Annotated in this window: 17 protein-coding genes; 1 reads left to right on the forward strand and 16 read right to left on the reverse strand. The window is 54.6% G+C overall.

From position 1 onward, the window contains the following. Window positions 1–109 precede the first annotated feature (109 nt). Window positions 110–2,434, forward strand: a complete 2,325-nt coding sequence (locus G1E_RS17315) for a S8 family peptidase (RefSeq protein WP_009684653.1) — start codon at window positions 110–112, stop codon at window positions 2,432–2,434. Between the two features lie 31 nt (window positions 2,435–2,465). Here G1E_RS17315 and G1E_RS27765 read toward each other — a convergent pair whose 3' ends face one another. The 16 genes from G1E_RS27765 to G1E_RS17390 all read right to left on the reverse strand — a co-directional run bounded on the left by G1E_RS27765 (window position 2,466) and on the right by G1E_RS17390 (window position 20,256). Then, window positions 2,466–3,986: a TniQ family protein gene (locus tag G1E_RS27765; RefSeq protein ID WP_132475645.1), complete on the reverse strand. Its 1,521-nt coding sequence runs from the start codon at window positions 3,984–3,986 to the stop codon at window positions 2,466–2,468. 23 nt (window positions 3,987–4,009) lie between these two features. After that, on the reverse strand, window positions 4,010–5,434 hold the full coding sequence (locus G1E_RS17320; protein WP_009684654.1) for an ATP-binding protein: 1,425 nt from the start codon (window positions 5,432–5,434) through the stop codon (window positions 4,010–4,012). After that, window positions 5,431–7,602 (reverse strand): Mu transposase C-terminal domain-containing protein, encoded by a 2,172-nt coding sequence (locus G1E_RS17325; protein ID WP_033690741.1) that lies wholly within the window; start codon window positions 7,600–7,602, stop codon window positions 5,431–5,433. The genes G1E_RS17320 and G1E_RS17325 overlap by 4 nt, the downstream gene beginning before the upstream one ends. Next, window positions 7,595–8,485 carry a TnsA endonuclease N-terminal domain-containing protein gene (locus tag G1E_RS17330; RefSeq protein WP_047149969.1) on the reverse strand — a complete coding sequence of 297 codons (891 nt, stop codon included), beginning with the start codon at window positions 8,483–8,485 and terminating at the stop codon, window positions 7,595–7,597. The genes G1E_RS17325 and G1E_RS17330 overlap by 8 nt, the downstream gene beginning before the upstream one ends. A gap of 259 nt (window positions 8,486–8,744) precedes the next feature. Further along, the gene (glmS, locus tag G1E_RS17335; protein ID WP_009684658.1) at window positions 8,745–10,580 is read right to left on the reverse strand and encodes a glutamine--fructose-6-phosphate transaminase (isomerizing); all 1,836 of its coding nucleotides are present in this window, start codon (window positions 10,578–10,580) and stop codon (window positions 8,745–8,747) included. Between the two features lie 3 nt (window positions 10,581–10,583). Next, a complete protein-coding gene (locus G1E_RS17340) occupies window positions 10,584–11,363 on the reverse strand; it encodes a DeoR/GlpR family DNA-binding transcription regulator (RefSeq protein WP_174824181.1) in 780 nt (259 codons plus the stop codon). A 287-nt stretch (window positions 11,364–11,650) separates the two neighbouring features. After that, window positions 11,651–13,018, reverse strand: coding sequence for a bifunctional UDP-N-acetylglucosamine diphosphorylase/glucosamine-1-phosphate N-acetyltransferase GlmU (gene glmU, locus G1E_RS17345; RefSeq protein ID WP_009684660.1), 1,368 nt, complete (start codon window positions 13,016–13,018; stop codon window positions 11,651–11,653). Between the two features lie 121 nt (window positions 13,019–13,139). After that, window positions 13,140–13,559: a F0F1 ATP synthase subunit epsilon gene (locus G1E_RS17350; protein WP_029886844.1), complete on the reverse strand. Its 420-nt coding sequence runs from the start codon at window positions 13,557–13,559 to the stop codon at window positions 13,140–13,142. 44 nt (window positions 13,560–13,603) lie between these two features. Next, window positions 13,604–14,980 (reverse strand): F0F1 ATP synthase subunit beta, encoded by a 1,377-nt coding sequence (gene atpD, locus G1E_RS17355; protein ID WP_009684662.1) that lies wholly within the window; start codon window positions 14,978–14,980, stop codon window positions 13,604–13,606. Between the two features lie 27 nt (window positions 14,981–15,007). Beyond that, window positions 15,008–15,868 (reverse strand): F0F1 ATP synthase subunit gamma, encoded by an 861-nt coding sequence (gene atpG, locus G1E_RS17360; protein WP_009684663.1) that lies wholly within the window; start codon window positions 15,866–15,868, stop codon window positions 15,008–15,010. Between the two features lie 48 nt (window positions 15,869–15,916). Then, window positions 15,917–17,461, reverse strand: a complete 1,545-nt coding sequence (gene atpA, locus G1E_RS17365; protein ID WP_009684664.1) for a F0F1 ATP synthase subunit alpha — start codon at window positions 17,459–17,461, stop codon at window positions 15,917–15,919. Window positions 17,462–17,482: 21 nt separating this feature from the next. Further along, window positions 17,483–18,019, reverse strand: a complete 537-nt coding sequence (locus G1E_RS17370; protein ID WP_003253191.1) for a F0F1 ATP synthase subunit delta — start codon at window positions 18,017–18,019, stop codon at window positions 17,483–17,485. A 12-nt stretch (window positions 18,020–18,031) separates the two neighbouring features. Continuing rightward, window positions 18,032–18,502: a F0F1 ATP synthase subunit B gene (locus tag G1E_RS17375; protein ID WP_003253189.1), complete on the reverse strand. Its 471-nt coding sequence runs from the start codon at window positions 18,500–18,502 to the stop codon at window positions 18,032–18,034. Between the two features lie 58 nt (window positions 18,503–18,560). Then, the gene (gene atpE / locus G1E_RS17380) at window positions 18,561–18,818 is read right to left on the reverse strand and encodes a F0F1 ATP synthase subunit C (RefSeq protein ID WP_003097235.1); all 258 of its coding nucleotides are present in this window, start codon (window positions 18,816–18,818) and stop codon (window positions 18,561–18,563) included. 144 nt (window positions 18,819–18,962) lie between these two features. Beyond that, a complete protein-coding gene (gene atpB, locus G1E_RS17385; protein ID WP_003260030.1) occupies window positions 18,963–19,832 on the reverse strand; it encodes a F0F1 ATP synthase subunit A in 870 nt (289 codons plus the stop codon). A 16-nt stretch (window positions 19,833–19,848) separates the two neighbouring features. Next, a complete protein-coding gene (locus G1E_RS17390) occupies window positions 19,849–20,256 on the reverse strand; it encodes a F0F1 ATP synthase subunit I (protein WP_009684665.1) in 408 nt (135 codons plus the stop codon). Window positions 20,257–20,314 lie beyond the last annotated feature (58 nt).

Genomic DNA, 20,314 nt, shown 5'->3' on the forward strand with positions numbered 1-20,314 from the left:
AAGGTTCCAATCCACGGCGTCAGCCACCCGTGATCCCAAATATCCAGCCCGTGACAGGCGGGGCCATGCCACCACCCTCCTAACCCAGCTCGGTCGAGCACGTGAGCTGATGACCCAAGCTGTGGCCTCCCAACGTCTGGCGGGACAGGAGCGAGGGTTTGGTTTACAGCTTGAATTCATCAGTGAGCCAGGCTTCGAACTGGCATTTGAAGGCCTCGCACGCGGCCCACAGAAAATTGAGCTGCTGAACGTCCGTTATGACGAAGCTACGAAAACCAATTTTGCGACGGTGTTCGTACCCGATGGCAAGCTTAGCGCCTTCGAAAATCTGGTTAACCAGTACCTAGAGAGCAACACTAAGAAGGGACTTCCTAGAAACACGCTCCTGCTCAATCCTATCCTTGAAATCCGGATTGCGACATTCGATGCTTTGTGGACTGACGACCCAGCAATGCTGCCGGCTAAGGACACAGAAGAAATCTGGTGGGAATTCTGGTTGCCGGCTCGTGACGACCAGGCAGCTGTGATTCAACGTTTCAAAACCGTTGCGGGAGCGCTTGGCTTCAAAACTTCAGAGCACCTGCTGACATTCCCAGAGCGGTCAGTGATCAATGTCTTCGGCTCGAAGGCTACGATCATGGCATCGATGGCATTACTCAACGAAGTCGCTGAAATTCGTAGGGCCAAGGAGACGGCAGAATTCTTCGATGCCCTACCTCCAGTCGAACAAGCCGCTTGGGCTGAAGAACTGGCAGGGCGGGTGACCGGCGCTGGTGACAGTAAACTCCGAGTATGTCTGCTCGACACTGGTGTAAACCCAGGACACCCTCTCCTTTCAGCTCACATCGATATGGCAGACCTGCACTCCGTGGATGCCGCATGGGGCGTGGATGACAACGTCGGCCATGGGACCGGTCTTGCCGGTGTAGCGTTGTACGGAGACTTGGTCGGGCCATTGTCTTCTGGAGGCCCTGTTTCCGTTGCTCACCGGGTAGAATCAGTAAAGCTGCTGCAGGCGGCTCATGGCTCCCCAAGTGAACCGTACGGCTCTTTAACGATGCGAGCAGTGGCGTATCCTGAGATCAAAGGACCAGATAAACAGCGCATCTTCAGCATGGCCATCACGAGCATTGATGACCGCGACCGTGGTAGACCATCTGCATGGTCTGCAGCAGTCGATATGCTCACAGCCGACTACCTTGGCGGTCGAGCCAATCCTCGCTTGATGGTCGTTTCCGCAGGCAATGCCAAGGCCAGCGAATACTTGAAGTACCCCAACAGCAATCTCGCCGACGGTATTCACGATCCTGGTCAGTCCTGGAATGCGATCTGTGTTGGTGCTTACACCTTAAAGGACCGCCTGGATCCACCCTCGGCAACTTCCCAACCGCTGGCTGCCCATGGTGGGCTGAGCCCCTACAGCACCACCTCTCGGACCTGGACGCGCACGCAATGGCCTCTGAAACCAGACGTCGTGTTTGAAGGGGGTAACCTAGTACGTGACGTGCATGGGGCTTTCGAACACACATCGCTGTCGCTGCTCACGACCTCGCATACCCCAGCCAAACGTCTCTTCTCCACGACATGGGCTACGAGCGCCGCTTCGGCACTCGCTGCGCGCATGGCAGCGCAAATCTCAGCTGCTTACCCCGAGTTGTGGCCGGAAACCGTACGAGCGCTGATGGTCCATTCAGCAGAGTGGACACCCCAGATGAAGGCAGACTTCTTGACGGGTACTACCAAGACTGATTACGAAGGGCTTGTGCGTACCTGTGGCTTTGGCGTGCCAGATCTCGGACGAGCGATCTGGAGTGCAGCAGATTCGCTTACGCTGATCGTGGAAGACAAGCTACGGCCGTTCGGACGACAGGGCACCAAACCTGCTACCGCGAAGGACATGCATCTTCACCAGTTACCTTGGCCTAAGCAATCGCTCATCGACCTAGGAGATACTGAGGTCGAGATGCGGGTAACACTGTCCTACTTTGTTGAGCCAAACCCAGGCGTAATAGAACGCGGTGTTAGCGGTCGCTATCGCTACGAGTCGCATGGACTCAGGTTCGAAGTGAGCCGCGATAGTGAGGACGTGACTTCGTTCCGTCAACGCATCAACAAGAAGGCACGGGATGAGGAGGATGGCATTCCCTACGTCGGTAGCGCTTCTGACGATAGATGGCGAATCGGAGTTCGAGGGCGGCATCGAGGCTCATTGCACTCCGACATCTGGCACGGACCCGCTTCAGCTCTTGCCGGTTTGGGACTGCTTGGTGTTTATCCAGCTCCAGGTTGGTGGAAAACCTTGCTTAAAAAGAATCGGTACAACGATGATGTCCGATACAGCTTGGTCGTTTCCATCAAAACCCAGCAAACCGACGTGGACCTCTACAATGCCGTCTCGACCGAGATCGCAAACCGGAACGTGATCGTGATTTAAACCAGCGAAAGCCCAGTGCAAGCTGGGCTTTCTATCTGTTACTGCGAGTATTCAACGGATCGGACGGTAAGAGAGGCCTACTAGCCTGGATGATCTCAACAAGCTCAGCTTCGAAGAATCTACGCACCCTGATGCCGGCTAATCTGACTACCAAACCGCACTGAAGCGACTGAGGATAAGCCAAGGACCTGACAGCCCACCTTAGCTTACGAAGCTGAAAATCGTGTTCGTTTTCAACTATCCGCTTTAGCAGCAAACCACTGCGTGGAAGCTTGGAAATGCACCTTAGCAACATGAAACCATTTTCGATAAGCCTGGCAAGCGACGAGCTAGTTACTTTGATAGGCCGGCCTACAGTAGCAAGGATTTTATCTCGGGCCCTGATAATCTCATTAGAAAACTTGGTATCTCTCTGGCGCCAGTCTACTCGGGATAAATTTCTATCATCGCATTCTAAATGCCCTAGGTTTTCCAACAGCCACTTACGATCATATCGATAAAGCCAAAAGTAGCCCACGCGATCATGACACCTCGGATTAGAAGAATTCGTATAGGCAAGGCGTCGCGTGTTCAGAATATCGGCTGATGGTTGATAGTTCGAGATTCGTGATTGCCCTGGTGAATCGAAAGCATACGTCTTGCCTGAATTAAGAAATAGGCCTATGAGATCAACAGTTTGCTTTACGAGCCAAAGGCAAAAATAAAAACAGAATGGTTGGATAGTTTTACCGCGAGGGCGAAGAACCCTGATTACCCAATGTGAGTTTCGCACCAGTTCACTGAACTCAGCGATGGGGAGGCAATTCTCCAGCAGACCCATCACGTTCTTGATGATGGCCTGCTCACAGAGACGGCCCTTTTTCATCAATCCCTGTTCAGAAAGGCAAAATTTTAAAAAATCCCGCTCGATGAGTTGCTTAGCCAATTCCGGGTGCGCTAATCCCCACTGCTGAAGCCTTGCAACCTCAACAGCGGGCTCTATATTTTTAGAGTCGGATAGAGCCACACCTGTATCCTCTGCGGGAAGCAGCATGTGACGCCAATCATCTACCTGCCCAAAGCGTTGAGTTATTAGCCACTCTGCATGTATCGGGCAAGCGCAAACCCCTGGCAGCATGTGCACGCGATGCCAGTAAGCCACACCAAACTCAAGGTAATCTGCCGCCACACAGGATTTACAATAACGAAATCCAGAATGCTTAAGGAAACCTGATGAAGTGAGCCCGAGTCTCAGTTTTAATCCTTGGCCTGTACCGTAAGCCACACATTTCAACGCTGCAGAATAATTATGGGCGCTGGTCAGCGGCAGATAAATAGGTAAGAGAGTATTCTCTTGAATCAATGAGTCAAGTTTATATAGACCCTGCAAACGGCTGGCCAACGTATCCAATCCACAAGGGAATATTGAACCGCACGTTCTCGAATAGCACCCGAATAGCTCATTACTGGTAACTCGATAACTGTTGTTGGACATCGCCCTGTGATATCTAACCGCTAGGCTGTAAAGCGTCTCATCAGGAAATGGTTTGGGAAAAGACAGTAAACTCTCCATAAGACGTCTCCCGAGCAACTCTTCTACCACTCCGAATTTTCATCTACCCAACCGCGCTCCTGCAGTGCATTAGTCACGTGCTCACCAGCGGCCAAGTGAATATCGCTGGACACACTTAACGGCACCACAGAACTTCCAGATACTTTTGATTTCTTAGCATCATTCTCGATGACATTGTTAGTGTAGAGAGACATATTCGCTCGATTGGCACGACGTTTAAGATCATAGTTCATCATCTGAATGATCTGATCTTTCGTGGGCATCATATCTTCGAAGTCTGCAACCTGGTCTGGATCACCACTGCGTAGGGCTTCAATAGGCTTATGAAGCAAACGCATCTGGTCATCATAAACGCGCTGCAGAATAGTCGGAGTAATCGATTGTAGGTTTTCGGTAATTACAAAACGCTGAGCTAACATGAGCAATTTCACCAAAAAATCCGTGTTACCTTGGGTAAGATCGTAAATTTTTGAGAAAAGCTCATCGGTCATCGGGGTAGCTTGCCCTGTCCAGTCGTACTCCCAAAGCCGGTTAACCAGCAGGTCCCAAAAAGGAGCGTCAAAGCTGAAACGGTCAAAAGTGACTTCACCCATGCCCACAGCACGCCTGGCATTGCGTAAAACACCAGAGAAAAGTGGGAGCATCGCATTCGTACCGACATAAACAAGAGGTACGCCTGTATCATTAGACAATGCAACAAAAAAATTAAGCAACTTTTCTCGATCTTTGCCGCCCCTAGAATTTAGGTGCTGCATTTCGTCAATGATTATCGCACCAATATAAAACGCCTTACAAAGCTGAGTTATAGTTGTCAACATAACACTAACACTTGGGTGTTTAGCGACGATATCTGAATATTTATGAATACCTAAAGCGATGTCCAAAGAAGCAAAAAACCCAGCGCAAAATCCTCCCAGCGACCCATCATGAGGGCACTCAACTTTCAGCCATACGACTTGAGTTTCTATGAATATTTTGCCCTTATACTTGCTATGCGCTATGACTTGAGGATACAGCTTAGCAATAGCGTCTAACGCAGTAGTTTTACCCATTCCACTTAGACCTATAAGGGTCATGATATTTGCAGAAGATTTAAAACCCGAAAATTTCTGCACACCTTTTGTAGGTATTCGGGAGCGTATTGTGGCAGGGTCGAATGGCTGACGACCGGTGTATCCGTATCGGATCAGCTGGCTAAAGTTGTCCTCAAGTTCAAGATGGATGTCGAGCGGAATGACAACATCTTTGAGTCGATTGATACCATGACTACGCAGCTTTGCAGGGAGTTCCAGTTCCGCTGAATTCGGCTTAGGCGGCAAATGACCCACGTACCGGACAACGTCGATATCCGTCAAAATCGCTGGTAAAGCCTCTATAAGAGGATTTCCATCGTACTGAGGCATACCCGTCATCCGGTAGCTGGCTTTCACATAAGATTTTGTTGTCATTCCCCTGCCTCCAGCGATTCGTTTATCACTAGCTTGAGAAACGCTGCGCTTCGTGTAGATGGAGGATTACCTACAGAGGAGGACTGAGACTTAGTTTGTACCGGCTCCTCAGTCGACTGAACCAGCCTGAGCTGGCTAAGCTCCGAAGTTTCAGCATCACGGATTGCGCTAATTTCAGCAGCGCGTTTCAGCTGCTTGTCTTTTTTGAAACTAGCTTTGGATGGGGGGTTGCCTGCAGCTTTCTTTTTGGCGTTCGCTTGTTCAATAATATCATTTTGACGGCCCTTCAATTTAGCGGCACTATTTAGCTCGTTGTATTTGGAATCGGGCGATTGCTGCTTGGTTACGGAAATTAGATCCATTACCTCTTCCAAACGGTACCCTGCATATTTTTTAGTCATATGAGGAATAATTGAAAGTGATAGGAATTCAGAGCCGACCTTGATCCAACAATTGTCAATAGAATTGGGATCATACCAAACTCTAACATATTGAGTCCCAAGATTATGGGACCGGGCGGCCCAGTTGTCTCTTTGAGCGAGCTCGCAAGTATAAAGGACTCCTTGAAATTGAATGCCGGCTCTAGTAATTCTACATTCCTGCGATGGTAACAGTGCAATTTTAAGCTCTGCGGGTGTCACGACTTTCGAAAGAACCATATTGTGTTGCATCCCCCAATTCCAGAGACTGATCGGGGTAGGCTCTAAGTCTTCTTTGATCATCTCATTCGTTAGCGCGTTTGGAACACGCAGATGATGATTGTGGTGGAGGACAGCGGCAATCATCATCTGAGTAAATTCGTCAAGATCGAGTATCGCGTCCATCTCATAATCTCGATCTCCTCGCTCCATGCGCCGTGCATCGACCCCACCTGGGATGAACCTAATGTCCAGATTATCATTAAGTAATTTAAATCTGCTTTCGACAATTGCCTTCCAATCTGGCCGATAAGGAGGAGGAAAGTTCAGTATGGTTCCGAGTGTATTACTCATAGTTTCGCCCGCTTCGCTTAGTAATTCAGCGCGGTCAGCAGTTAACTCAACAGGCAAATGGAAACAAGGCCAATCTTCCGGACCGATATCAATACCGTAGCGCTTGCAGAAATCTAATTTAGGCGTATACGCATTGTACAAAGCATGTCTTGCGCCATTCCAACTCGGACCCTCAAGACCTACATGTAACCCCACAATCATTCGAGAATAGCTGTCCACCACGACATAAATAACCGGCCGCCCAATCAACCAATTACGGTTAACTCGATGGACCAAGTATACATCCGCAGACGTCGAGTCAATCTCATATCGATGGCACGGACCTGTAAGCCCTTGCGAAGCAATACCAACTAGTGGCCGGTGGTCTTTATTCCAGTTTTTTTCTCCTCTGCGGCCCTTGAAAACATATAAATCATCAAAATGCTTTTTCCCTTGATACTCGAACTGCCTCTGAGTTGGATAAGATCCTCGAATAAGTTCTCCTTGGGCACCGTCAGATTTCAAAGCCCTATAAAACTTGTTGAGCATCCATTGATAGCAATCGCACATCGTTCCGCACTTTCTGCTTGCATATCTGCCATAAGAAATAACGATAGCTGATGTATGCTTAGAATCTAACGCAACAGCTCGTTCTTCGATAATCACACCACGATACTTAGGCTTTCGTCCAAGAATTGTTCCTGGGGTCCTATTTTTTTTCTTACCGGCGGCCCCGCAAGCAGATGTGTTCCAAAGAAATGCATTTTTGACCTGCCCCAAGCTCCAATATCTATAGAGCAATCGATAGATTTGCTTGCGATCAACACCTACGAGGCTGGCCTGCTTTTGAACATCAGAGCCAAAGGAAGAAGCTAAAATTTCTTCGGGACTTCTGTTTCTGACGAACTCTTCAATTAGCGACCAGTTTCTATCGCGACTTTGTTTTTCACGATCACTTATTTCGTCCTCTGTTCGGACCATGAATTCTGCTGGCTGCTCTACATTGATAACTACAAGCCCTGAGTCGATTTCCGCCATGAGCGAGCGCGAGTCAACAAGCCAAGGCTTGGTGGGATTTTTACACAGCTTAATGACAATACACAGATCGCCTCTATATCCCAGTACTCGAACGGGAAAGTCGAGCATTGCGGATCCTTCAACTGGGGAGATGATAGAGTTTAAAGTGATTTCATGCATGACGAGCCATCTCCATGCTTACTGGGTAGAAAGCAGCTACCTTCACGCTCAAAGGTTTAGCGAGATCTATTAGTCCAGCACTTAAATCAAATTGTAGAGCTTGTATCCAAAGCAAGTGAAAAAAGAGGCTTTTGGTTTCGACGTATTCTATGTAAATAAGTTTCGATAACTTTTTTAAAAGCGCTTTCAAGGGGATAAGACTTGTTTCGGTAACTTCTATAACAGACAGTAAATTGTTGACATTCTTTGCACTAGCCAACATGGGTGAAATGTTCGCGTGACTTCTTAGCACTAAAAGATTTCGAATGCGAATTTGTGATATGTTTTCATATAAGACTAGCTTCCATTCAACATTCCTGCGCTCCCAGAAAACTCGCTCTATTTCAAGCTTTTCCAGTAGCCTGTTCTTTTTGTTCTGAGAAGCTTCCTCAATTTCCTTCGCGTACTTCATTGATCTTGCGACCAGCCTCTCTTTCCCATTTGAATCGAGCTGCGTAATCAGAAAATCAGTAGTCATCACTAACGGCACGTTAGTGCCGGGATAGGAAGGCGGTTTGACGCTCAGACTTGAAGCAATAGCCTGAGTTTCGCTCTGAGGAAATAACGGGAATTGTTCTCGAATATCGATAATTGACCGATCAAATTCGAGAATTGTGTGGTAATGATATTCAGCGTTGGAAAGGAGGTGGTGCGAGCGACCTACCTTCACACCTGGGACGATATGAGATGTCCCCTTTGACGGAAACGCACGAACCTTGATCCAAGGCTTGTAATCTTCTCTGACTCCATCACCATCCCCAGCAGCTATTCGCTTTTCGATTTTTTGCTGTGTGATAGCTCTAGATCGGGTTTGTGTGGAGGTTTGTGTTTGATCTTGGTTCATCGGTTAACAGGACAACCTTTCAGACGTGGCAAAGCAAAAAATGCGTCGCTGTAGAAGGGAGATCCCGCCAACATCGCAGGATCATTCACATCACGGTCAGAGGTCTGACAGTGATTTTGAACCTGATAATGCGAGGCGGGAGCCGCCCCGACGAAGGGTGGCTCCCGCTTGTGACAAACTTTATTTCTCTGTGACAACCTTTATTGTTTTGTGACAACCTTTATTGTTTTCAGACAGCTCAAGCCCCCGCGCCTATCCGTTACTCAACGGTAACCGACTTGGCCAAGTTACGCGGCTGGTCCACATCGGTGCCTTTCAGCACAGCCACGTAGTAAGACAGCAACTGCAGCGGAATGGTGTACAGGATCGGCGCCAGGGCATCGGCGATGTGCGGCACCTGGATCACGTGGGTGCCCTCGCCATTGGTCATGCCCGCATGTTCGTCAGCGAACACCACCAATTCACCACCACGGGCCCGTACTTCCTGCAGGTTGGACTTCAGTTTCTCCAGCAGTTCGTTGTTCGGCGCGACGGTCACCACCGGCATATCGTTGTCCACCAGTGCCAATGGGCCATGCTTCAGTTCGCCAGCTGGGTAGGCTTCTGCGTGAATGTAGGAGATTTCCTTGAGTTTGAGTGCGCCCTCCATCGCCACCGGGTATTGGGCACCGCGGCCGAGGAACAGGGTGTGGTGCTTGTCGGCGAACAGCTCGGCGATTTTCTCGACGGTGGCGTCCATGGCCAAGGCTTCGCCAAGGCGCGTGGGCAGGCGGCGCAGCTCTTCGACCAGGTCGGCTTCGACACCGGCCGGCAAGGTGCCGCGGACTTGGCCGAGCGCCAGCGTCAGCAGCATCAGCGACACCAGCTGGGTGGTGAAAGCCTTGGTCGAGGCCACACCGATTTCCGGGCCAGCGAGGGTCAGCAGGGTCAGGTCCGACTCACGGACCAGCGAGCTGATACCCACGTTGCAGATTGCCAGGCTGCCGAGGAAGCCCAGCTCCTTGGCGTTGCGCAGAGCAGCGAGGGTGTCAGCGGTTTCACCAGATTGCGAAATGGACACAAAGAGGGTGTTTGGCTGCACCACCACCTTGCGGTAGCGGAATTCACTGGCCACTTCCACCTGGCAGGGGATGCCAGCCAGGCCTTCCAGCCAGTAACGGGCGACCATGCCTGCGTGGTAGCTGGTACCGCAAGCAACGATCTGCACATTGCGCACTTTGGCAAACAACTCTGCAGCCTGAGGGCCGAAGGCCTGGACGAGAACGTGATCTTTACCCAAGCGCCCTTCCAGCGTGCGCTGAACCACGGTTGGCTGCTCGTGGATTTCCTTGAGCATGAAGTGGCGGTAGTTACCCTTGTCGGCGGCCTCGGCGCCTTCATGGTACTGCACGGTTTCGCGCTGGACTTCGTGCCCGGCCTGGTCCCAGATGGTGACCTGATCGCGACGGATCTCGGCGATATCGCCCTCTTCCAGGTACATGAAGCGGTCGGTCACCTGGCGCAGGGCCAGTTGGTCGGATGCCAGGAAGTTCTCGCCCAGGCCCAGGCCGATCACCAGGGGGCTGCCGCTGCGTGCGGCGAGCAGGCGATCAGGCTGGTGGATGCTGACCAGCGCCAGACCGTAGGCACCGTGCAGGCGTTTCACGGCCGCCTTCAGCGCATCTGCCAGGTTCGGCACGCTTTTCAGGGTATGGTGAATCAGGTGCACGATGACTTCGGTATCGGTCTGCGAGGCGAAGACATAGCCCAGGCCCTTCAGTTCTTCGCGCAGCTCTTCGTGGTTCTCGATGATGCCGTTGTGCACTACCGCTACTTCATTAGCAGAGAAGTGCGGGTGGGCATTGCCTTCGGTGGGTGCACCATGCGTCGCCCAGCGGGTGTGGGCGATACCCAGCCGGCCACTCAGCGGCTCGGCAGCAACGGCCGCTTCCAGCTCGCTGACCTTGCCGATACGGCGGCGACGCTGCAGCTGGCCGTCCTGGGTGAGCACGGCCAGGCCGGCGCTGTCGTAGCCACGGTACTCAAGCCGCTTGAGGCCTTCGATCAGGATGGCGGTGATATTACGTTCGGCGACGGCACCAACGATTCCACACATGAATTATTGCTCCTGGCTGATCGCGGCACAGATCAGGTTGATGCCGCGGGCTTGAATGTGTTCGCGTGCCGCTGCGGGCAGGCGTTCATCTGTAATAAGGGTATGCACGCTGCCCCAGGGCAGCTCGAGGTTGGGGATCTTGCGCCCCACCTTGTCCGACTCGACCATCACGATCACTTCGCGGGCGACCTCAGCCATTACCCGGCTCAGGCCAAGCAACTCGTTGAAGGTGGTGGTGCCCCGCGCGAGGTCGATGCCATCGGCACCGATGAACAACTGGTCGAAATCGTAAGACCGCAGGACCTGCTCGGCGACCTGCCCTTGGAACGATTCGGAGTGCGGGTCCCAGGTCCCGCCGGTCATAAGCAGTACCGGTTCGTGCTCGACCTCGCTGATGGCGCGAGCCACATTCAACGAATTGGTCATCACCACCAGGCCGGGCTGGCGGCCCAGTTCCGGAATCATAGCGGCGGTCGTGCTACCGCTATCGATGATGATACGAGCATGCTCGCGTATACGCCCCACCGCTGCACGGGCGATAGCCTTCTTGTAGGCAGAGACTGGTTGCGCGGGTTCGCTGAGCATTTCCTGCGGTACCGGTACTGCACCGCCGTAACGGCGCAGCAGCAGGCCGTTCGCCTCCAGCGCGGCAAGGTCCTTACGAATGGTCACTTCCGAGGTTTCGAAACGCTTGGCCAAGGCATCCACACTCACTTCGCCCAGCTCGCTGAGCATGGCCAGGATGTTGTGGCGGCGTTGAGGGGTGTTTCGTTTCGACATGATCTGTTAAATTTCGTTTCGAAAGATAATGATTGCAATCAAAACCTAAGATGAGCGATTCGTCAAGCTGTGCATAACTTTACTGGCGGCAATTTTTCTTTGGGGAGCGGCGGTGCGGCAATCCGACTTGCCCGCAAAGCCGGCACCGCCATGTATAGCACCGGCTTTGCCGGTGTTCGCGGGCTTGCCCGCTCCCACACGGGCCGCGCCCACACATCGGGTTGCATAGGGCACAAAAAAAGCCGACTTACTCACATAGGTCGGCTTCGAGGAAAGCAGCTGTGGATAAATCAGCTCTTCTTGATCTTCTCCGGCCGCTTCCAACCTGGGATGTTGCGCTGGCGTGCCCGGGCCACTGCCAGATCACCTGCTTCAACAGCCTGCGTAATGGTAGAACCGGCGGCGGTCGTGGCGCCGGCCTGGATTTCCACAGGCGCTACCAGCGAGTTGTTCGAACCGATGAATACATCCTCACCCATCACTGTCTTGAACTTGTTGGCACCGTCGTAGTTGCAGGTGATGGTACCTGCGCCAATGTTGGTACGGGCGCCGATTTCGGCATCGCCCAGGTACGTCAGGTGGCCAGCCTTGGCACCCTCTCCAAGGTGAGCGTTTTTCAGTTCTACAAAGTTACCCACATGGGCTTTGGCATCCAGTACGCTGCCAGGGCGCAAGCGGGCAAACGGGCCGGCATCGCTGCCCTCGCCCATTACCGCACCCTCAAGGTGACTGTTGGCCTTGACCACAGCCCCTTTGCGCAGGGTCGTGTTCTTGATTACACAGTTGGGACCGATCTGCACATCGTCCTCGATGACCACTTTGCCCTCGAGTACAACGTTGATGTCGATCAGCACGTCACGACCGACGGTCACCTCACCGCGCACGTCGAAGCGCGCCGGGTCACGCAGGGTTACACCCTGGGCCATCAGGCGACGCCCTTCACGCAACTGGTAGTGGCGCTCCAGCTCGGAAAGCTGGCGACGGTCGTTGGCCCCCTGCACTTCCATTGGATCGTGTGGCTGCTCGGTAGCCACCACCAAACCATCGGCCACCGCCATGGCGATGACGTCGGTCAGGTAATACTCACCCTGGGCGTTGTTGTTCGACAGACGACCCATCCAGTCAGCCAGGCGCGCCGCTGGCAGCGCCAGAATGCCCGTGTTGCCTTCGTTGATCGCTTTCTGCGCTTCGCTGGCATCCTTGTGCTCAACGATGGCGGTGACATTGCCTTGCTGATCGCGAACGATGCGACCATAGCCGGTCGGGTCGTCGAGGGTGACCGTGAGCAGGCCCAGTTGCTGGTCATTGGCCTTGGCCAGCAGCCGCTGCAGGGTCTCCACTTCGATCAGCGGCACGTCGCCGTACAGTACCAGCACAGTATCGGCAGTCAGCGCTGGCAGTGCCTGTGCAACGGCGTGGCCGGTACCCAGCTGTTTATCCTGCATGACGAAATTCAGGTCATCGGCGGCCAGGCGCTCGCGGACCAGTTCGGCACCATGGCCAATGACCACATGAATACCTTGCGGCTGCAGCTGGCGCGCGCTGTGGATAACATGGCCGAGCATGGAGTGGCCGGCGACCGGATGCAGCACTTTGGGGAGCGCCGAACGCATGCGCGTGCCTTGGCCTGCGGCGAGAATAACGATATCGAGGGACATTACTGGCTACCAATCCTGGGCGGTCAGCTGCGTGACCAAAATAGAAATTCGGAAAAAGAAAAAGGGTAGCCGAGGCTACCCTTTAACTCAATCGCACTGGCAGTAAGCGGCCTGGGCCGGATTACTTGCCTCTGCGCATTTGCTGGACAGTACGCAGCTGAGCAGCCGCCTCGGCCAGACGTGCGGCTGCAGCGCCGTAGTCGAAGTCCGAGCCTTTAGTGTTCAGCGCGTTCTCGGCAGCCTTGAGGGCTTCCTGAGCCTGAGCTTCGTCCAGGTCGGCAGCACGTTGCACGGTGTCGGCAAGAACCTTCACCATGTTCGGCTGCACTTCGAGGAAGCCACCGGAGATGTAGAACACCTCTTGAGTGCCACCCTGCTTGGTCAGCGTGATCGGACCTGGCTTGAGATTGGTGATCAGCGGCGCGTGGCCTGGAGCGATACCCAGATCGCCCAGGTTGCCGTGCGCTACTACCATCTCGACCAGGCCGGAGAAGATTTCTCCTTCCGCGCTGACGATGTCGCAATGGACTGTCATAGCCATCTGCTTGCCTCAACCTGATTAGCGCCCCTTGCGGGGCGCCGGGATTACAGTTTCTTGGCTTTCTCGATCGCTTCGTCGATGCTGCCGACCATGTAGAACGCTTGTTCTGGCAGGTGGTCGTAGTCACCTTTGAGGATGCCGCTGAAGCCAGCGATGGTGTCTTTCAGGGAAACGTACTTGCCTGGCGAGCCGGTGAAGACTTCGGCCACGAAGAACGGCTGCGACAGGAAGCGCTGGATCTTACGAGCGCGGGCTACCAGTTGCTTGTCGCTTTCGGACAGTTCGTCCATACCCAGGATCGCGATGATGTCCTTCAGCTCTTTGTAGCGCTGCAGAACATACTGAACGCCACGAGCGGTCTCGTAGTGCTCGTTGCCGATCACGTTCGGGTCCAGCTGACGCGAAGTCGAGTCCAGTGGGTCGACCGCTGGGTAGATACCCAGGGAGGCGATGTCACGGGACAGAACGACGGTGGCGTCCAAGTGGGCGAAGGTGGTCGCTGGCGACGGGTCGGTCAAGTCGTCCGCAGGTACGTATACGGCCTGAACGGAGGTGATCGAACCTTCCTTGGTGGAGGTGATGCGCTCTTGCAGAACGCCCATCTCTTCAGCCAGGGTCGGCTGGTAACCTACTGCAGAAGGCATACGGCCCAGCAGTGCGGATACTTCGGTACCGGCCAGGGTGTAACGATAGATATTGTCGACGAACAGCAGAACGTCGTTACCTTCGTCACGGAACTTCTCAGCCATGGTCAGGCCGGTCAGCGCTACGCGCAGACGGTTTCCTGGTGGCTCGTTCATCTGACCGTAGACCAGCGCTACCTTGTCGAGAACGTTGGAGTCCTTCATCTCGTGGTAGAAGTCGTTACCCTCACGAGTACGCTCACCCACACCAGCGAACACGGAGTAACCGCTGTGTTCCATGGCGATGTTACGGATCAGTTCCATCATGTTAACGGTCTTGCCGACGCCGGCACCACCGAACAGACCAACCTTACCACCCTTGGCAAACGGGCAAACCAGGTCGATAACCTTGATGCCGGTTTCCAGCAGGTCGTTGCCGCCTGCCTGGTCAGCGAACGAAGGCGCTGGCTGGTGGATACCGCGACGCTCTTCTTCGCCGATCGGGCCGGCTTCGTCGATCGGGTTGCCCAGTACGTCCATGATGCGGCCCAGGGTGGCCTTACCAACAGGAACGGAGATGGCAGCGCCGGTGTCGACGACATCCAGACCGCGCTTCAGGCCTTCGGTCGAGCCCATCGCAATGGTACGAACCACGCCGTCGCCCAGCTGCTGCTGAACTTCCAGGGTGGTTTCCGCGCCTTGTACTTTCAGCGCGTTGTAAACACTCGGCACGACGTCACGTGGGAATTCCACGTCGATGACGGCGCCGATGATTTGAACGATACGTCCGCTACTCATAGCTGGATCCTCTGATTTTTTGAACCGTTAAACCGCGGCAGCGCCGCCGACGATTTCCGAGATCTCCTGGGTGATCGCAGCCTGACGCGCCTTGTTGTAGATCAATTGCAGCTCTTTGATCAAATCACCGGCGTTGTCTGTGGCGTTTTTCATGGCGATCATCCGGGCTGCTTGTTCAGCAGCGTTGTTCTCGACCACCGCCTGGTAGACCTGCGACTCCACGTAACGCACCATCAAGCCGTCCAGCAGCTCTTTTGCGTCGGGTTCGTACAGGTAGTCCCAGTGGTGCTTGAGTTCCTGATCCGGGGTTGCCACCAACGGTACCAATTGCTCGACCGTCGGTTTTTGGGTCATGGTGTTGATGAACTTGTTCGAAACCACCGAGAGGCGATCGATACGGCCGTCCATGTAGGCGTCCAGCATCACTTTGACGGAGCCGATCAGATCATTGATCGACGGCTCTTCGCCCAGGTGGCTGATCGCGGCTACAACGTTGCCGCCAAAGATGCGGAAGAAAGTCGCACCCTTGCTGCCGATCACGCACAGGTCGATTTCCACGCCCTGTTCGCGGTTTTCGCTCATGTCCTTGACCAGGGCCTTGAACAGGTTGGTGTTCAAGCCACCGCACAAGCCACGGTCACTGCTCACCACGATATAACCGGCGCGCTTTACAGGGCGCTCGATCATGAACGGGTGGCGGTATTCCGGGTTGGCGTTGGCCAGATGACCGATCACCTGGCGGATACGCTCCGCGTAAGGACGGCTAGCAGCCATGCGCATTTGTGCCTTGCGCATCTTGCTAACCGCCACTTTCTCCATGGCGCTGGTAATTTTTTGCGTGCTTTTGATGCTCGCAATCTTACTGCGAATCTCTTTTGCGCCTGCCATGTATCACCTATCAGGTTAGCAAGCGGGGGCCGGAGCCCCCGCTGCGGCTTACCAGGTCTGGGTGGCCTTGAACTTCTCGATACCGGCTTTCAGGCCTGCGTCGATTTCGTCGTTGAAGTCACCCTTCACGTTGATCTTCGCCATCAGTTCGGCGTGATCACGGTTGAAGAAGGCGATCAGTGCTTGCTCGAAGCTACCGACCTTGGAGACTTCCACGTCAGTCAGGAAACCACGCTCAGCGGCGTACAGCGACAGAGCCATGTCCGCGATGGACATCGGCGCGTACTGTTTCTGCTTCATCAGCTCGGTTACGCGCTGACCATGCTCCAGCTGCTTGCGGGTCGCTTCGTCCAGATCGGAAGCGAACTGGGCGAATGCAGCCAGTTCACGGTACTGAGCCAGAGCGGTACGAATACCACCGGACAGCTTCTTGATGATCTTGGTCTGAGCGGCACCACCTACGCGGGATACCGAAACACCGGCGTTCACTGCAGGGCGGATGCCCGAGTTGAACATGGCCGATTCCAGGAAGATCTGACCGTCGGTGATGGAAATCACGTTGGTCGGAACGAACGCGGAAACGTCGCCAGCCTGGGTTTCGATGATCGGCAGGGCGGTCAGGGAACCGGTCTTGCCAGTGACTGCACCGTTGGTGAACTTCTCGACGTATTCTTCCGAAACGCGCGATGCACGCTCCAGCAGACGGGAGTGGAGATAGAACACGTCGCCTGGGTACGCTTCACGTCCTGGTGGACGGCGCAGCAGCAGGGAGATCTGACGGTAGGCAACGGCCTGCTTGGACAGGTCATCGTAAACGATCAGTGCGTCTTCACCGCGGTCACGGAAGAACTCGCCCATGGTGCAGCCGGCGTATGGCGCCAGGAACTGCAGTGCGGCGGATTCCGAAGCACTGGCAACAACCACGATGGTGTTGGCCAGGGCGCCGGTTTCTTCCAGCTTGCGAACGATGTTGGCAACGGTGGAGCGCTTCTGGCCGACAGCAACATAAACACAGAAAATACCGGAGTCTTTCTGGTTGATGATGGCGTCGATGGCCATGGCGGTCTTACCGATCTGACGGTCGCCAATGATCAGCTCGCGCTGGCCACGGCCGACAGGGATCATGGCGTCGACGGACTTGTAGCCAGTCTGTACAGGCTGGTCTACCGACTTACGCCAGATCACGCCTGGAGCCACTTTCTCGACCGCGTCGGTCTGGGTGTTGCCCAGCGGACCTTTGCCATCGATCGGGTTACCCAGTGCGTCAACGACGCGACCCAGCAGTTCCTTACCAACAGGAACTTCCAGGATGCGGCCGGTGCACTTGGCGCTCATGCCTTCGGCGAGGGTGTCATAGGCACCCAGGATCACTGCACCTACGGAGTCTTGCTCCAGGTTCAGGGCCATACCGTAGACGCTACCAGGGAACTCGATCATTTCGCCGTACATGACGTCGGCCAGACCGTGGATCCGCACGATACCGTCGGATACCGAAACAACGGTACCTTCGTTACGGGCTTGGGAGCTCACATCGAGGTTGTCGATGCGGCCCTTGATGATTTCACTAATTTCGGAAGGATTGAGTTGCTGCATTGCTCTGCTGCCCCTTCAAACTCAAGATTTCAATGCTTCGGCCAGTTTCGCGATTTTGCCGCGAACAGAGCCATCGATTACCAGGTCACCTGCGCGGATGACGACGCCGCCAATCAGGCTGGCATCCTCCGACGCGTGCAGGCGCACTTCCTGGCCTAACCGTGCACTGAGAACCTTGGCGAGTTTGTCTTGCTGTTCTTGGTTCAACGCGAAGGCACTGGTGACTTCCACGTCCACGGATTTCTCTTGCTCGGCCTTGTACAGGTCGAACAGGGCGGCAATCTCCGGCAGAAGCAGGAGACGGTCGTTTTCCGCGGCAACATGAATGAAATTCTGTGCCTGTGCATTGAACTTGTCACCGCACACGTCAATGAACGTGGCGGCCTTTTCTGCGCTCGTCAGTCGCGGGGCCTTGAGCAGGCGCTGCATGGTGTCGTCTTGCGACACCGCAGCAGCCAGGCCGAGCATGGCTGACCAATTGGCCAGTTGCTGATGGGCCTGGGCGTGCTCAAAGGCAGCCTTAGCGTAAGGTCGGGCCAACGTGGTCAGTTCTGCCATGATCGCCCTCGCTTAAATTTCAGCGGCCAGTTTGTTAACCAGCTCCGCATGCGCGTTTTGATCGATTGTGGCGCCAAGGATCTTTTCAGCACCGCCAACGGCCAGGGCACCCACTTGGGCACGCAGGGCGTCTTTAGCACTGTTCAGTTCCTGTTCGATCTCGGCCAGAGCCTGAGCCTTCACACGGTCAGCTTCGACGCGGGCCTGTTCACGGGCTTCCTCGACAAGCTGAGCAGCGCGTTTCTTGCTTTGCTCAATGATTTCGGCTGCCTGTGCCTTAGCTTCACGCAGTTGCTGACCCGCTTTTTCTTGGGCCAGCTCCAGGTCGCGAGCTGCGCGGTTGGCAGCGTCCAAGCCGTCGGCAATCTTCTTTTGGCGCTCTTGCAGAGCAGTGATGACCGGAGGCCATACGTACTTCATGCAGAAGAGTACAAAAATCAAGAAGGCAACGGATTGGCCAATCAGGGTTGCATTAATATTCACGCCAACACCTCGCTCGGTCTTTGGTTCATCACAGCTATCAACTCGTGGTTACGAGTGATTAGCCGGCGATTTGACCAACGAACGGATTCGCGAAGGTGAAGAACAGAGCGATACCAACACCGATCATGGTTACGGCGTCGAGCAGACCGGCAACGATGAACATTTTAACCTGCAGCATTGGAACCATTTCTGGCTGGCGAGCAGCGCCTTCCAGGAATTTGCCGCCCAGCAGGCCGAAACCAATGGCGGTACCCAGAGCACCCAGGCCGATCAGCAGAGCAACAGCGATAGCGGTCAGACCAACTACAGTTTCCATCTTTCCTCCCGACTTTTACGTCGTATTGGTTAGGTTTTTAAGTTGAAGCGGTAAAACAAATCGTTTGGTACAGCATGCCCTTGCGGACTTTTTAAGCCCTCCCCCCAAACGAGCGGGGAAGGCTATCAGACACGCCAGGCGGTCTTAATGGTTATCTTCGTGCGCCATCGACAGGTAGACGATGGTGAGCATCATGAAGATGAAAGCTTGCAGGGTGATGATCAGGATGTGGAACACCGCCCACGCCCATTGCAGCACGACACCCAGGCCGCTCAGCCACAGCAGGCCGGAACCGAACATGACCGCGATCAGGATGAACACCAGTTCGCCGGCATACATGTTGCCGAACAGACGCAGTGCCAGCGAGATCGGCTTGGCGATCAGGGTGACGAATTCGAGCAGGAAGTTGACCGGAATCAGCAGGATCTGCACGAAGATGTTCTTGCTGCCGAACGGGTGCAGGGTCAGCTCACCGATGAAGCCGCCCAGGCCCTTGACCTTGATGCTGTAGAAGATGATCAGCGCGAATACGCAGAACGCCATGGCCAGGGTCGCGTTCGGGTCGGTGGTCGACACGGCGCGGAACGGAATGTGCGGATCACCGGAGATCAGGATGGCCAGCTGAGGAATCCAGTCGACCGGTACCAGGTCGACGGCGTTCATCAGGAATACCCAGACGAAGATGGTCAGCGCCAGCGGTGCGATGACCGGGCTACGGCCGTGGAAGGAGTCCTTCACGCTGCCGTTGACGAAGTCGACCATCACTTCCACGAAGTTCTGCAGGCCGCCAGGCTGGCCGGAGGTGGCCTTCTTGGCCGCCATGCGGAAGATGAACAGGAAGATCAGACCCAGCGCGACGGACCAACCCAGGGTGTCCAGGTGGAACGCCCAGAAGCCCATTGCCTTGGCTTCTGCAGCCGAATGGGCAAAGCCCCAGCTGCCGTCTGGTAGTTGACCGTAGGTCAGGTTCTGCAAGTGGTGCTGGATATAGCCCGAAGCGGTTTCTGCTGCCATGGTTGCCTCAAACGCCCTAAGGTCTCGAAAGTCTTTTATTCATCAGCAGGGGCGCGAACCAGCTGACCAAAAGGGTCAACACGAAGACGCCGAATACTGCTAGCGGCGCCAGTGGCTTCACTCCTGCGAAGGTCAGTGCAAAAAGCACTGCCGTCAAAATCATCTTGCCTGCCTCGCCAGCGTAGAACGACTTGACGATGGCTTGTGCCGCCCGAGCTCCGCTAAAGCGAAAAGCCTTCCAGGCGAAATACACGTTGGGCAGCCAGGCAATCAAACCTCCGCAAAGGCCTGAATATCCACTGACCGCCCCTTTCCACTGCCACAACACCAGGGTCGCCAGCAGGAATACGACAAATTGAGCCAGCAGTACCGGAAAAACCGCCCAGCGATGGAAAGGCAGGCGGTTTGGCGTGCGGATTTCCATCACAACTGCTCCTCGGAAGTCGACCAACAAGTCAGTGATGACTTGGCATAATTTGTGC

Source organism: Pseudomonas sp. TJI-51 (assembly GCF_000190455.2).
Taxonomy (GTDB): Bacteria; Pseudomonadota; Gammaproteobacteria; order Pseudomonadales; family Pseudomonadaceae; genus Aquipseudomonas; species Aquipseudomonas juntendi.